Below are 14,832 nucleotides of genomic sequence, written 5' to 3'. Positions count from 1 at the left end.
ATTCTTTATTTAAATAACAGGCTTAATATGAATTTAATTATCAATAAACTCGTGAAATTAATTTTGCTCATCACCTGTGTTAGTGGTGCAAATATCAACTTAGCCAGCGCAGAAAGTGCAAGTGCGTTAGTTAAAATAAAAGCGACTGTTTTGGCAGGCTGCTCACTTGATGTACCTGATACCGTTTCTTTAGATAAAATTCCAAGTTCTGCATTCAATGGTAAAACAACCGGAGATGATCTAGATACTTATTCTAAAATATTTACGTTGACCGCCACCTGTTCAGGCACTAACAAATATAAATACACCTTCAAAGCAAATGAAGCAGATGGTTCCTGTATTAAAACGGATGCTGACTTTATGCGCTACTGCTTAAAATTCGATGAAAACTATCTTGATTTATCGTCGACAACAGCCACCTTGGAAAGAGACAGTACCAAAGATGGGGATAAGACTGAAATCACTGTCGTTCCGCAGGTAGCCTCTACTTCAAGTACCCCTGTTGGTGACGTTAATGGACAGATTACTGTCACTATCGAACCGATGTAAATTGCGAATTAACCAGTAAGGTCAACAACATTGCGCCAGTTATTTATTTTTATTATTTCATTATTACCGTTGTCTGTTTATGCAGAAACGACATTTATTCCAACAGAACCTCAATCTGTAACTTTTGATGAACTTACGTCCATATTAAAAAGACATGAAGTTCGATTTACGGTGAATTACACACTCCCTCAAAAAGTAACGGGTCACGTAATTACCTCATGTTGGTCAGGCTTTGACGAAATGAAAAATGCAGTTAATAGTGTTGGCTTAGGTCCTAACCAAAGAACATATAGTGATGGAATGTTAAATGTTCGAGGTAGTAATACAATATCATTCTATGGTATTAATGGCGCCATTAATGGTGTCGCTTATCTCGATGCTGCATCTGGTTTTGAGAATAAAACATGGCTTTTTTATTGTACAGCGGTAAACAGCGCAGCTATGAATGGTAATGATGAGTACTTTCGTCCAAGCACAATTACCTATACCGAAATTAATGTACGCGCATCAAGTGCTTTTCCTCATATCAGCGCACCAGCTGTCATTGATTTAAAAACTTGTTCACCCAATGACAATCTAGAAGCGGTTATTCCATTAACAGTAGGTTTTGAGGGATATATGGGACAAAGTAAAAAAATGGATTTAACCGTAAGATCTCATGATTTACCTGATGATTTTGATATTGTTCTTGATAACCAAAGTATTCTCAATAAACCGCCCCAAGTCATTCAAATGCCAGCAGGGCAAAAAGAGAAACAGATTGAAACTCACTTAAAAGGAAAATGCCCAAATCAAGCAGGAGAATATATTTGGAATGCAGAATACATTACAACTATTCAGTAAGCTTGATTTCGCATTTTATTAGTCACTCTTTAATATAAAAAAATCCGCCTAATGGCGGATTTACAATCAAGATGAATGTAGAAAAGAATAAATAAAGAAAAGTTCTTAATAAGATTAAATTCTAACTTGTTTTATCAAAATAACTTTCAATATCCTTGTGAGTATCACTTAACTTCACATTTGGGATTTCACCATGATAATCATTATTCAGCAGGAACCTTAACTCACTAAAAAAGTCTCCAAAATCAAAATCTAAAATAAAAAGAATACTTAATAATGTATCAACAGAAATGCGGCATTTCCCACATTCATATCGTGAATAGTGCTGCTGTGAAATACCTAACTGACTAGCCACCTTAGAGCCCGAGAAACCTTTCTTTTTACGAATTCGTTTCAGCTCTTTGCCGATTATTACGGAGTAAACATGATTTTCGGGTTTACTATCTTCATCTACGCTCTTCATATTTTATATATCTCCCTGTACTGGAACGATTAATTAAAAATTTAATTCTCGGTCCTACCGATAGATAAAGTTATCCATTATGAGTGACTTTTATAGTGTCATTATTTTGAGTTTTAAAACCGTAACGGCTTAACGGTGAAATCACTAACTCCTGTACTGTGTTTTTCACATTAATAGTTTTGCTTTCATTCGGTCTTAAATAAAATTGATCAATGGTATAAGCGTCATTGCTCGGTAATGTCGTGACTGAAGGTGATAAACGAACAACTTGATCCCCTGTATTCGTCAACGTCAGTTGATTATTTTTTTGATTAACAGCAATATTTTTCCAAGGTGTTTGGCTTAATACCCCATTAGCTGGCGTAATCAGCATGGCCACATCTTGGCGAATAGGCATTTTTGCAGAGTTTTGCTTAACGGCACCGACACCTTGGAAAGAAACACGCAAAATCTGTTCTTGTTTTAAATCTAACCCTTTCTTTAAAACAAAATTTATTTGCTGGCTTTCATTTGGTTCAATTCTAACAATAGGCGGAGATACCATAATATCTTTAGCCATAGGCTGAGAACCTTCTAAATCAGAGACTTTTGTTGATAATAAGATAGGCTCTTTCGATGTGTTTTTTACACTAAATACTTTGCGCTCTTCACCAGCATCTAAAATAACAGTCATTGTTTCTAATTGGAAACTCGCTTTTGCAGGTACGCTCATTAAGCCTATTAAACTTAAAAATGCGATATAAATTAACTTTTTCATTGAAACCTCAAACTTGTATTCAAATAATATTAAGATTATTGGCAGATAGCATCTGCCTCTTCATAAAGTGATTCAGCGGAAAAAAATTCCGGTACGTTATATTTAATAATGCAATCATCAGAGTTAGGTGAGCGTAAAATAATGTCATCGCCAATTTGCTCATTACTGAGTAATAAATTACCTTCCCCCATAATGACACCCATATAATCACCTTTTTTATTGAGCACACTGGCACCAAATGGAACGTCATTGCCATTGGTCATTTTGATGCTCAACAATAATTGCCGCATTGTGGTTGCCTGAATGCGTTTCGTCATGACAGTCCCTCTCGCCGCAGCAACATCAAACGACGTTGTATCCAAGCGCACATTCAGAGGCAGTTTCTCCGTATTTAGCTGCACGGTAGACTTTTGGTTCTTTGGTAACGATGAAATCGCTGCCGTTCCAAAATGATTCGTTATCGTGGTGCCACTGCCCATCGTGTTGACTCTAACCCCTGGCGCATCCGGTACATACACGATGCCAAAGGTGTCTCCTAAAGGTACGGATGACGTTGCAAATAACCCATCGGAATACGCCATGCCGCCTGATGCAGAGACAGTGACTGAGTGCGTATTATTCTGGGACATCGAACCGCTCAGCGAAATATTGCTATACGCATTGGCATTATTAATACTGCCATTCACGACACTCGTGCCATCATTACGACCAGCCCCAACGGAATACCTTAAATTATCGCTGACTTGCTGATTGTAATTTGCCATTACCATGGTTTTATCTTGGTAATATTGGCTCTGCATACTCATGCTTTTTTTCTTACCTAACGGCATCGATGCATTAATAAAAATTCGGCTATCTCGATCATCACCCGTTTGGTAATTCACATTCAACGATATATCTGCAACTTTTCGGCTATAGCCCGCTGAATAAAAAACGGTATCAGATTTATCGCCATAAAAATGATTATGGTTTACGTTAGCGCTAAAGCGCCCCCATGTAACATCACCCCAACTTGCAAATAACGAAGAGGTAGTTTGTAATTCTCCACTAAACCATCTATTCGTATTTTCTTGCTCATCCTGAGCGGGTTGCTTTTTTAATAATGAACTATCCAAGGTTGGAAATTTATTCGTACGATATAAAACAGATGCCCCGAATGTCATTTTCTCAAATGCAATATTGCTATTGAAATCGATCTGCTCCCCGCGCTTTTCATTATTTCTCGCACTTTGAACGCCAATCCCCGTAGAAATCGGTGTTGAAAAATCAAAATAAGAGTTAAGTCGTCCACTCACCGCTTGAAATTGATTTGAATAAAGTACGCCTGCCCCATAATTTGACATGCCATATTGCTGGCTGATTTCTGCACTACCAATAATGGGTTTATCCGTTTGCAAATCACTTTGGCTACGATAACGCCCCACTGAAAATTGATAGCTCATGGGTGAAACCGCAGTTTGCTGGTTGGCCGTCACCACCTGAAACTGCTGTTTTTCACCATTATCTTGGAAAACCGTGACATCCAAAGGCGAACCAATCACCACATTATTAATGCGATTTAACTCAAAAGGTCCTGCTGGTACCATCGTTCGATATAGCAGCCGCCCATTTTGCTGAACTTCAACAGTTGATGGTGTACTTGCAAAACCAGTCACCGGAACAACTAAAATATTCGAGCCTTGCAAAGAGCTATCTGAGTAAAGTTGCACACCATCAAGCGGTGTTCCCCCAAAAAAGGCACCTTGCGTATTAAGCTGCCCAATATCTAATAAAGACTGCAAGGGTTCGATGCTTTTTGACAGTACAGTTTCATTAAATTGATATTGTGATTTTGAATCTCCAGCGGAGAGGCTACTGTTATTTCGTAAAACCCAATTATTCCAGTTAATACCCGTTTCAAACTCTCCTTGATAGAAACGCTGACTGTAATTACCGTTAATATGCATCCCATATAACTGATAGTTACTGACAACACCAAAACCACCGTACGTTAACTCATTGCCTTGTAGTTTTGGGTCTAAATTCTCTTCGGCAACCACCATATCAATTTGGTAGGAGCTAGGATGTAATGCAATTTTTGCCTCAGGATAAATTTGTTCGAATGTATTACATCCGTCAGTTAAGTTAACTTTTTTTAATCTTAACTTACTCATTAACCCGTCAGTCAGGCAAAGCTCACCGTTTTCATTGATTTCAATATTCGCAGTATATTCATTACTGCCATTTAATTTTATGGTGACATCATGATTTCCGGGTAAAAACTGATTACCCTTCATAAAGAATTCAGCGACCTCTGCCCCATACCCTAGTGATTTTAAAGAGTCGATATCAAAATTAATTGACGATCCTGTGTTACTCTTTATTGATTCAGATGCATCGGAATTATTTACATGCAGTACGACAAAAATTAAAAATAGATGGCAATAAGAAAATTTATTTTTCTTATTCATTATTATTTTTATTTCCAATATAAACTACTAAGAATTAAAACTATATTCCAAATGAAAATATAATATCTGCACTGCCATCTAATTCCACAGCCTCAATAATTGGACCATTGGTTTCTTTAAGGCTGTTTAATATAGGCTTAACGGCTATATTAACGGTGAAATTTTTCCCACTGGATAATACGTTTTCATTTGTAAACCATGCATATTTTTTCCCTTTTAATACCGCTCCTTGAATGCGTTGAAATGGACCTGCACCTTCCACCACACCGATTCCAACCGATTGACCATCCACTTTTGGTTGGTTAAGTATCAGCTGGTAATTCCCTAATCGTCCCTGGTTATTCACCTTCCCTAACCCAAAGTAATCTTCATTTCCCAATTGTGATGAATCACTTCGGTTATCCGAGAACTGAACAAGCAATTGAGTTGGTGTATTACACGACACTTGCCATGTTTTGGTAATCTCGGGTATTTCCGTTGCGTTAATCGCATTAAACTGGCGAGCATGCAATTGATTAAATTGATATTGCCCGCCATCAGGGATGGCGATTTCACACGTAGGGGGTGACTCAACCTGTTCAATAATATTTCTATTTTGAAAAGTATGCGAATAAACTGCTTCACTAAAAAACAGACTACAATATGCAAATAGTAATGTAGCTTTAGTTACTGGAGTGACAAATAAACGCATATATTCCCCAAGAAATACATCTCATTAGAATTTAATTAAATACCAAAGTTAAAAGCCAGCACAGCCTCTGCTTGATAATCGACATTAGACGTCAAATCGATACCCGCTGCTGTTAATTGGTTAATAGAGTTAATATAAACACCGCTGGTTTCAAAATCTGCAGAAAATACTTTTCCTGCTGTTAATTTATTAGCGAATATTGTTGAACTCTTTGTACCAAAACCATTAAGTATTTTTTTGGTCATGACAGTGTTATTTGCTGTAACGCCATCACTTGCAACAAAAGCAGTTTTAGAATCAATGGTGACATTGGAAACAGCAAACATCACTGCACCGACTGATTTATCTGCATTATCCGAATGCACTATGAAAAAATAGTTATCCGCAGATGACGTTGGCCATGGCGTACTTTGATACGTATCCGTTGCACGATAGGTTAAATATGTCTCCGCATCACAAGTCACAGTGACATTCTTTTTAACCGGTGATTGTAATACCGTATAGGATGTTTGACTCAAATATCTTGGCGATGTTTTTGCTAATTCAAAAATAACATCTGACTGTTCATTTCCATTAATTAAACAGGTTGGCATTGCAACTTTGCCGGATACTTTTATATTTGCAGTTGTATTGGCAAATACAGCTGGAGATATTAACACTGTCGATAATATTAATGGTGTTATTTTTTTAATCATAGTTCCGTTCCATAATGAATAGATATAAATTTATATCTATTCATTTCAATCAAAAAATTAGAGAGAAAAAGCAAAGGCTAATGTAGCATGACCATCTAATTCAGCATCACCCGAACTTGTTTTCAATTCGGAACTCAGAGTTGGTTTTACATCAAAGTCTGCTGCAAAAATTTGCCCTGCTTTTAATGTGCTTGCAGCTGTTGCCCACGCCATTTTTTTCGTTTTATCAATATACATTGTTGTGGCATATGTTGCTCCATTCGAAATACCGACAGTTTGAGCAGCACTTGAAGAATCCGCTTTAACTGTTGCATTCTTCATATTGATTGTATAGAAACCAACTTTTTTATCGGTATCAAACAGACCTAAACCAAAGTTATATACACCCGCAGTTAATACAGAACTCGCACGGTTATCAGTAGAGGAGAAAGTTAAATAAGTTGCTGCATCACAAATCACTTCAATGCTATTTGTTTTTGCATCAAGTCCTAAATTACCAGAAACAGGGAACATTCCAGGTGACACATCAAATACATATTCTAAGTCAACTTCATTCTGCCCTTTAATAGTACAAGTTGGTGGCGTAATTGAACCTGATACTTTTAAATTAGCCACGGGTGCCGCGGCTAATGTCGCGCTTGAAACAGAAATTAAAGATAATGCAATTACGGTTCTCTTAAACATGAAATAAATCCTATAAAATAAAAATAATATTTAAACGAATAAAACCCCTCCTATTGGAATTTTAAAATTAAAATTCCAACAAGAATGTTTTAGATATTTAGTTGGTTTTATTTATTTTCAATATCGATTTAATGCTAACAAACTCCATCAGCCTAATTAACTCGATGGAGCCATTATAAGCATATATTTTTAAGATTTGAATTAGGCTAAATAAAGCAAGTTATTTAATTTTGCCTTATTACAAAGTATTTCAGTATGTTTCATCATAGAAAACAAGCAAGTAAACTCAATTACTCGTTTTAAGATTATCTGTTGAATATATTTAAACCTAGAATCATCATAAAAAGAATGCAAATACAGTTTTTTATATCAAATATACTTTTTATTTGTTCCTAACAGCGAAGAATTACAATTTAACACATATACAGAGTAAAAACAAAAGGTCGATAATTGACAAAAAAATATAGAGATAAATTTATTTAGTTAAAAATCAATACCATATAGATAGACAGCCAAATAAACCATTCACACTTATACACAGTAAACCAAAGAAACTATACAAACTTGTGAAGTTATACCAAAACCATCGCCAGGTTGTTACAACAATAAAGAGTAATAATGGTACTTTTATCTAACCACCTCTTCCGATCGTCATATTTAGAGAGTCTTTATATGACTACTTCTACTTACTTCTTGTGTTTTATACTAGTAGCTGATTTTTATTTGGTGGATTATGAAGTCATTATCTTACAGTTTAATAATTTATTTTTTGACTTACGCTATAAAACAGTCATATATAATGTAAACAATAGTAAAAAATGCCTTTTATTTTTTCCGTTTCTTTCTCGCTGTCACACTCTTTTTATCTTCTCGGCTTGATGACCAAATCTCAATGTAATCCATATTCGTTAGGAAAAAGACAATGCAGCTTCCTAGAACCGCCATCCAAACTAACATCGCTTTTGGAATATTATCGAAGCGGAAAATTAATAACAGCGGAATAAGCACCATCATGCTGATAAACATTGAGCTAATCATGCCCAACACCACAGGAGCGATAAATTTCTTCATCCCGATCATTCTCATCACTAGCGTGAAAACAATACAGGCAGGGATCATTCCAAACGTAGCAAACATCACAATCAACCCCGGCTCCCCTTTATTCACCAACCAATCGGTGAAACCAAACCATGAAAAAGGAATTGTGATCATGATGCAGACTCCTGTTGAACATACAGCAAGGGAATATCTTTAAAACGGAATAAGAGTGTAAAAATGAGATTCGGGAAAAGACGAATGTTGGTGTTGTATAACGTAACCGTTTGATTAAAAAATTCTCGGCGATCCGCAATTTGGTCTTCTAACCCTTTTGCTGACGTTGGTAATGCTAATAACGCCTGCTGGCTAATCAGCTTGGGGTATTTTTCTGCCAGTAAAAAAATCGATTTTAAATGTGAGCGAAATTGGTTTGCGGAATCCACTTTAACATCGAGTTGTTCCGTGGATAAATAATGCTGACGGCTTTGCAGTAATTCGCTAATTAAACGCTTTTCATGAGTCATTGCCCCTTCCGCTACGATTGTTAACTGAGGCATTAAATCTGCCTGTTTTTTTAGGAGCACATCAATATTAGCAAACGCTTTTTCGCAGTTATTTTTCAAGAAAATAATATTGTTGTAGATCCCCACAATATAGCGAACCAAAATGGTGCCTATCACCGCGACAAAAATCCAAAAGATAATCTGATTCATATCATTCACTGTCAGATAACGAAATTTGGTTAAAATGGAGCGTTAAGTATCCATCTTGATAACTCACTGGCGTCATTAATATTAGCGCAATCAGAATAGCTGCAATCATTGCTGTCACCCCAATATTCCGACGCATTGGCGCGGATTTATTCCAGCGAGTCACATAATCTGATGGCGAAACACCTAATAACATGTGTGGCGCTTTACGGGTGATCACCACTTTGCCATTCTCACTGTCCGCTGACCCAATCAATAAATAACTCTTCCCACTTTCAAGTAAATACTCTTTATAACGACGATTGCCACTCTCATAATCCATATGGGGGGATAATCCGGTATGGACAAAATAATCTGGGTCACAAATCACATTCACAGAGCCAGTATCATCCGTCATGGTGAAATTATGTAGCTGAACACTGCTGTCTCTGAGGGTATAACTTTTTTTACCCTCTTTATCCGTAGAGATAGAGTACTCGTAATAAAAAGCACCATAACAGCTACGATTACCTAACTTACTTTTGACTTCCTTTCCTGAGGTTATTTTCCCTTCTACTTCTACGAGCCCCATCGCAATTGAGCGAATTTTTGAAGTTGCGAGGTTCTTTTGAAACTTTAGAAAGCGTTTTTCGGGGGTATTTTGAATAAAACTGAAAACAAACAATAAGACGAAAGCCACAAAAAAGAGGCGAATATCGATAAAAAAGCCCATGGTTAAACACCCAGCCAATGCAGTGCCAACAAGGGTTTTTAATAATGCAGTAAATTTGGAGGAGCCTTCCTTTTGCAAACGTTGATAGCGATCATACGCACTTTCCGTTATTCCAACGACAATACGACTAGCCGCAAAAGCCATCCCTACAGCCACGGCATAGAAAAAGTAACGTTCATATTCGCCAGGTCTCGGCGAGATAGTTTCCCATGCCCCAAATAGCACCGCAGTAAAAAGAATAATGCCCCAGTTTAATTTACGCTTTTTTGAATACTTTCGGTCTAAATAAAAAAGAATGCCACCTAATACGGCACCTAAAAAATAGTAGATATTCACAGATGATACCTTTAACGGTGATTATGATTTGAATCGAATACCATCATATTTTTTCTCAGCATCGGAGATTTCCAATAAAGGCAATTCAGTAAAACCAAAAATATTGGCAAAAATACTGTCTGGGAACATTTGGATCGCCGTATTGTATTCCGTTGTTGCATCATTAAAACCTTCGCGACGCTGAGCAATTTTATCTTCCACTTCGCTTAGTGCGATTTGTAATTGGGTAAATTGCTCACCCGATATTAGCGTTGGGTAGTTTTCAGCAACCGCAACGAGGCTTTTTAATGCTTTATCCATTTCATTTGATGCTGCAATTTTTTCATGCACATTTTTAGCACTGAAATAATTTTGGCGAGCATCACTCAATGAAGTAAATAGCGCTTTTTCATGCTCCATGGCTTTTTCAACTATCGTGACTAGCTGGGGAATTTGGTCAGCACGCTGTTTTAAAATCACATCAATATTGGCAAATTGATTGGTAACTTGATTCCGAGTACTCACTAAGCGGTTATAAATAGAAATTCCCCATCCCGCTAAAATAAGTAGTAAAACCAGAAGAACAATCATTGTCGTTGCCATTTTTATGCCTTTTAATTAAAAAATCATTAGTCCTGAGATATTTAATTTAAGTTATCGATATAACACTTTTTATTCAATCGGAAAAATAGCAAAGAAAAGGATTAATAGTGATTTACACACCATACCAAATCGATCATGATCACATTAATGACGCAAACTAATTCAAATTTCACTTTAAAGTGTTAGCTGAAATGTTTTTTCAAAGATTCTTCACTTCTGAAAACAACGAAACTAATTATACTCTTTCGAAAATCATCGCATCCACTATAGTTTGCATTTTGTCTGGCAAACAAACCTCATAAACAAAAGAGTTCTTAAATAAAAAATAGGATTTGAATCACAATTATCACTTTTTTATTTAGCATCTCTCAAAAATGACGACGTCGTCATATTAAAAACTAAACAATTTATTTATAACAATAGAGCATCACTTTTCTCACACCATTATTATTTTTAGCCGTCAAGCGTTACAAAGAGAACGGTTTACTTACAAAAACGACGTTTAATGTTGACGTCAACATTATAGCCAACATCCAGAATGAGGTTATTAGAATATGAGTACCCTACCTGAAAAAATGAAAGCAGTTGTATGTCATGGCCCCCATGATTACCGCTTTGAAGCGATTAAAAGACCAACACCAGGATTTCGTGAAGTGGTCATCAAAGTAGACGGATGCGGTATCTGTGCAGGTGACTGTAAAGCGAATGATGGCGCTCAAATGTTCTGGGGTGAAAACCCATGGATCAAAGCCCCTGTTGTACCGGGACACGAATTTTACGGACGCGTTGCTGAGCTGGGCGAAGGTTCTGGCGAAAAATATGGTCTGAAAGTAGGCGATCGTATTTTAGCGGAACAAATCGTACCTTGCTGGGAGTGTCGTTTCTGTAAGTCAGGCAAATATTGGATGTGCGAAACCCATGATATTTACGGCTTCCAAAAAGAAGTTGCCGATGGTGGTATGGCGGAATATATGCGTTTTTCTGAGCGTGCCATTATTCACAAAATTCCAGATGAGCTTTCAGAAAAAGATGCGGCGTTAATCGAGCCAATGGCCTGCGCTATCCATACCGTTCGTCGTGGTGATATCGATTTAAATGACGTTGTCGTTATCGCAGGTGCAGGTCCACTGGGTCTGTGCATGATCCAAGTCGCGAAACTCAAAACCCCGAAAAAATTAGTCGTTATCGATGCTATTGATGAGCGCCTTGAATTAGCGAAGAAATTTGGTGCTGACGTGGTGATCAACCCACTGAAAGAAGATGCCATCAAACTGGTTAAAGAGATGACCGAAGGTTACGGTTGCGATGTGTACATCGAAGCGACTGGCGCTCCAATCGGCGTGACTCAGGGGTTAGAAATGATCCGTAAACTGGGTCGCTTCGTCGAGTTCAGTGTTTTCGGTAAAGAAACCACCGTAGACTGGTCAATTATCGGTGACCGTAAAGAGTTAGATATCCGAGGTGCTCACTTAGGCCCATACAGCTACGAGGTCGCCATTGACCTATTTAGCCGCGGGTTAGTATGTGCTGACGATATCGTTACCCACTTCTACTCAATCGATGATTGGGAAGAGGCATTTGTTATGGCGAAATCGGCAGACTCTATCAAAGTCGTTATCAAGCCATAATGCTGTTGTAGTGCAATATAGTGAAATGCAGTATCAGCATAATTAAAGTAAGTCATTAATAATCATAAATATTAGCAGTACCCTATAACACTAAAGGCTCTTTAGGAGAACATCTTATGTTGAGTAAATTTAAAAAGTTAGCTGTTGCAGCAAGCGTTTTAACACTGGGCATGGCTTTTAACGCGACAGCAAAACCTGTTTCTGTCGGAATGTCGTTTCAAGAACTGAATAACGAATATTTCGTGACCATGAAAGAGGCTTTAGAAAGCGCAACAGGTGAAATGGGCGCTCAACTTTATATCGCTGATGCGGCACACGATGTCTCAAAACAAACCAGCGATATCGAAGATATGCTTCAGAAAAAAATCGATATCCTGCTGATTAACCCAGCGGATAGCGTGGGTGCAGAAACCGCGGTATTAGCTGCGAAAAAAGCGGGTGTCGTGGTGATTGCAATCGATGCACAAGCTAACGGTCCAATCGACTCATTCGTGGGTTCTAAAAACTACGAAGCAGGTCTAATGGCGGGTAAACGTTTAGGTGAATCATTAGGTGGTAAAGGCGAAGTGGCTATCCTTGATGGTATCCCTGTCGTGCCAATCCTTGAGCGTGTTCGTGGTTTTGAAGCCGCCATGAAAGAGTATCCAAATATCAAAATTGTGACCAAATTAAACGGTAAACAAGAGCGTGATACTGCGATGAACGTCACTGAAAACATGCTGCAAGCTAACCCTGGCTTGAATGGTATCTTTAGTGTGAACGATGTGGGTTCTTTAGGCGCATTAGCGGCAATCGAATCTGCGGGTCGTGATGTGAAACTGGTGAGTGTTGATGGTTCTCCTGAAGCCGTCGCTGAAATTGCCAAAGGTAATTCACCGTTTATCGCTACCTCCGCACAATTCCCACGTGACCAAGTACGTATTGGTTTAGCCATGGGCTTAGCAAAACACTGGGGAGCTAACGTACCTAAAGAAGTTCCTCTGGATGTTAAGTTAATCGACAAAACCAATGCTAAAGATTTCCATTGGTAATCAGCAATTAATAAAGTAAATAAGTAAGTCGAACTCGGTATTGCGCCTACGGATTATTCCCCGGCGCAATACTCTTAATAAAAATGAATGACACTATGTTTATTGGAAAGCATTTCACTTTCCAACTCGCTTTGTTACCCATTTTTAAGCGGTAAAGAAAATAAGGGAAGCAACATGATGCAATTGTTAGCATTAAAAGATGTCAGTAAAACTTTCCCTGGGGTTAAGGCGCTAGATAATATTAATCTCTCTTTAGAAAAAGGAGAGGTACACGCACTGCTAGGTGAAAATGGTGCGGGTAAATCAACGCTAATGAAAGTGCTGTGTGGAATTCATAAACCAGATAGCGGGAAAATACTTATCGAAGGCGAAGAGCACACCTTCCATAATTATCGTGATGCCATTAAAGCGGGCGTCGGTATTATTTTCCAAGAGTTTTCGTTAATCCCTTATTTAAATGCTTTTGAAAATATCTTTTTAAACCGGGAAATTAAAAATAAATTTGGCTTATTAGATAGAAAACTGATGCGCGAAAAAGCGCAGATAATCCTATCTGAGTTGGGCGTTAATATTGATATTGATGAACCTATTAGCCATTTAAGTATTGCTGAACAACAATTTGTGGAAATTGCCAAAGCGCTTTCTCTGGATGCCAAAATATTGGTACTAGATGAGCCAACGGCAACATTAACCCCCAAAGAGGCCAATCACCTATTTGATGTGATGCGTGACCTGAAAGCAAAAGGCGTCGGGATGTTCTTTATCTCTCACCACTTGGAAGAGATTTATGAAATTTGCGACACCATTAGCGTCTTGCGAGATGGTCAATATATTGGCTCCCGCAAGGTGGATGATACCGACCTTGATGTGATCATCGAAATGATGGTAGGTCGTGAAGTCGAAAATATCTACCCGCCAAAACGCCATTTTGATGGGCAAGAGGTCATACTCGATGCTCAAATTCAACGGTTTGCTTCTAGCCCAACCAACCGCATTCAATTGAAAAAAGGCGAGATCCTCGGTCTTGCAGGTTTAGTCGGCTCTGGTCGTACTGAAAATATTCTCGCCATGATGGGCGCGGATAAAGCCTACAAGAAGAAAGTGGTTCTAGAGGGGCAAGAAGTCAAAATGAAATCTGCGGCGCAAGCGCTCCAGTTAGGCATTGGACTTTTACCTGAAAGTCGTAAAACCCAAGGTTTGGTTTTGCCATTCTCAGTTAAAGAGAATATTTGGCTAAATAATCACGCTCAAAAACTGTTCTTAATTCAAAATAAAAAAGAACATTTGTTATCTCTTGATTTAATTTCCCAAGTCAAAGTTAAAACACCAGAAGCAGATACAGCGGTTTCAACGCTTAGCGGTGGAAACCAACAAAAAGTGGTGATTGCACGTTGGCTAAATAAACAAGCCAAAATTCTTATTTTCGATGAGCCAACACGGGGTATCGACGTCGGAGCAAAATCAGAAATCTATCAATTAATGCGTTCACTTACCGAAAAAGGGATCTCAATTATTATGATCTCCTCAGAGCTGCCAGAAGTTATTGGCGTGAGCGATCGGGTTTTGGTGTTTCGAGATGGTGAAGTTGCTGCTGAATTAAGTGGGGACGAGATTAACTCAACCCAGATTATGTTACATGCGGCCGGCAATATTATATAGGATC

Annotated in this window: 15 protein-coding genes; 5 read left to right on the top strand and 10 right to left on the bottom strand. The window is 38.0% G+C overall.

The annotated features are described in order from the left end of the window. The first annotated feature begins 27 nt into the window (after positions 1–27). Both HFU86_RS04520 and HFU86_RS04515 read left to right on the top strand, forming a co-directional pair. Positions 28–549 (top strand): hypothetical protein, encoded by a 522-nt coding sequence (locus tag HFU86_RS04520; RefSeq protein WP_132496233.1) that lies wholly within the window; start codon positions 28–30, stop codon positions 547–549. Between the two features lie 30 nt (positions 550–579). Beyond that, positions 580–1,392, top strand: coding sequence for a hypothetical protein (locus HFU86_RS04515; protein WP_132496232.1), 813 nt, complete (start codon positions 580–582; stop codon positions 1,390–1,392). 121 nt (positions 1,393–1,513) lie between these two features. Here the strand turns inward: HFU86_RS04515 and HFU86_RS04510 are convergent, their stop codons facing one another. The 10 genes from HFU86_RS04510 to HFU86_RS04465 all read right to left on the bottom strand — a co-directional run bounded on the left by HFU86_RS04510 (position 1,514) and on the right by HFU86_RS04465 (position 10,510). After that, a complete protein-coding gene (locus HFU86_RS04510) occupies positions 1,514–1,855 on the bottom strand; it encodes a helix-turn-helix domain-containing protein (RefSeq protein ID WP_108479464.1) in 342 nt (113 codons plus the stop codon). Positions 1,856–1,925: 70 nt separating this feature from the next. Then, positions 1,926–2,612 carry a fimbria/pilus chaperone family protein gene (locus tag HFU86_RS04505; RefSeq protein WP_108479465.1) on the bottom strand — a complete coding sequence of 229 codons (687 nt, stop codon included), beginning with the start codon at positions 2,610–2,612 and terminating at the stop codon, positions 1,926–1,928. 35 nt (positions 2,613–2,647) lie between these two features. After that, positions 2,648–5,062, bottom strand: coding sequence for a fimbria/pilus outer membrane usher protein (locus tag HFU86_RS04500; protein WP_187128797.1), 2,415 nt, complete (start codon positions 5,060–5,062; stop codon positions 2,648–2,650). Positions 5,063–5,102: 40 nt separating this feature from the next. Further along, a complete protein-coding gene (locus HFU86_RS04495; RefSeq protein ID WP_108479467.1) occupies positions 5,103–5,753 on the bottom strand; it encodes a hypothetical protein in 651 nt (216 codons plus the stop codon). A gap of 35 nt (positions 5,754–5,788) precedes the next feature. After that, positions 5,789–6,448: a fimbrial protein gene (locus tag HFU86_RS04490; RefSeq protein ID WP_108479468.1), complete on the bottom strand. Its 660-nt coding sequence runs from the start codon at positions 6,446–6,448 to the stop codon at positions 5,789–5,791. Between the two features lie 57 nt (positions 6,449–6,505). Continuing rightward, positions 6,506–7,132, bottom strand: a complete 627-nt coding sequence (locus HFU86_RS04485; RefSeq protein WP_108479469.1) for a fimbrial protein — start codon at positions 7,130–7,132, stop codon at positions 6,506–6,508. An 825-nt stretch (positions 7,133–7,957) separates the two neighbouring features. Next, complete coding sequence (locus HFU86_RS20045; RefSeq protein WP_187128796.1) at positions 7,958–8,344, bottom strand: hypothetical protein; 387 nt, start codon at positions 8,342–8,344, stop codon at positions 7,958–7,960. After that, on the bottom strand, positions 8,341–8,883 hold the full coding sequence (locus HFU86_RS04475; protein ID WP_187128795.1) for a LemA family protein: 543 nt from the start codon (positions 8,881–8,883) through the stop codon (positions 8,341–8,343). Before HFU86_RS04475 ends, HFU86_RS20045 begins: the two co-directional genes overlap by 4 nt. A gap of 1 nt (position 8,884) precedes the next feature. Next, positions 8,885–9,928, bottom strand: a complete 1,044-nt coding sequence (locus tag HFU86_RS04470) for a hypothetical protein (protein ID WP_187128794.1) — start codon at positions 9,926–9,928, stop codon at positions 8,885–8,887. A 21-nt stretch (positions 9,929–9,949) separates the two neighbouring features. Next, on the bottom strand, positions 9,950–10,510 hold the full coding sequence (locus HFU86_RS04465) for a LemA family protein (protein WP_187128793.1): 561 nt from the start codon (positions 10,508–10,510) through the stop codon (positions 9,950–9,952). Between the two features lie 554 nt (positions 10,511–11,064). Between HFU86_RS04465 and HFU86_RS04460 the strand changes: the two genes are divergently transcribed. From HFU86_RS04460 to HFU86_RS04450, 3 genes are all read left to right on the top strand, one after another. Next, positions 11,065–12,138 carry a zinc-binding dehydrogenase gene (locus tag HFU86_RS04460; RefSeq protein ID WP_036954051.1) on the top strand — a complete coding sequence of 358 codons (1,074 nt, stop codon included), beginning with the start codon at positions 11,065–11,067 and terminating at the stop codon, positions 12,136–12,138. Positions 12,139–12,308: 170 nt separating this feature from the next. After that, the gene (locus tag HFU86_RS04455; RefSeq protein WP_414153954.1) at positions 12,309–13,169 is read left to right on the top strand and encodes an ABC transporter substrate-binding protein; all 861 of its coding nucleotides are present in this window, start codon (positions 12,309–12,311) and stop codon (positions 13,167–13,169) included. 174 nt (positions 13,170–13,343) lie between these two features. Continuing rightward, on the top strand, positions 13,344–14,828 hold the full coding sequence (locus HFU86_RS04450; RefSeq protein ID WP_132496226.1) for a sugar ABC transporter ATP-binding protein: 1,485 nt from the start codon (positions 13,344–13,346) through the stop codon (positions 14,826–14,828). The last annotated feature ends 4 nt before the right edge of the window (positions 14,829–14,832 follow it).

The sequence above is a fragment of the Providencia sp. JUb39 genome (genome assembly GCF_012272845.1).
GTDB classification, from domain to species: Bacteria; Pseudomonadota; Gammaproteobacteria; order Enterobacterales; family Enterobacteriaceae; genus Providencia; species Providencia lanzhouensis.
This window is presented reverse-complemented; position numbering and strand designations above follow the sequence as displayed.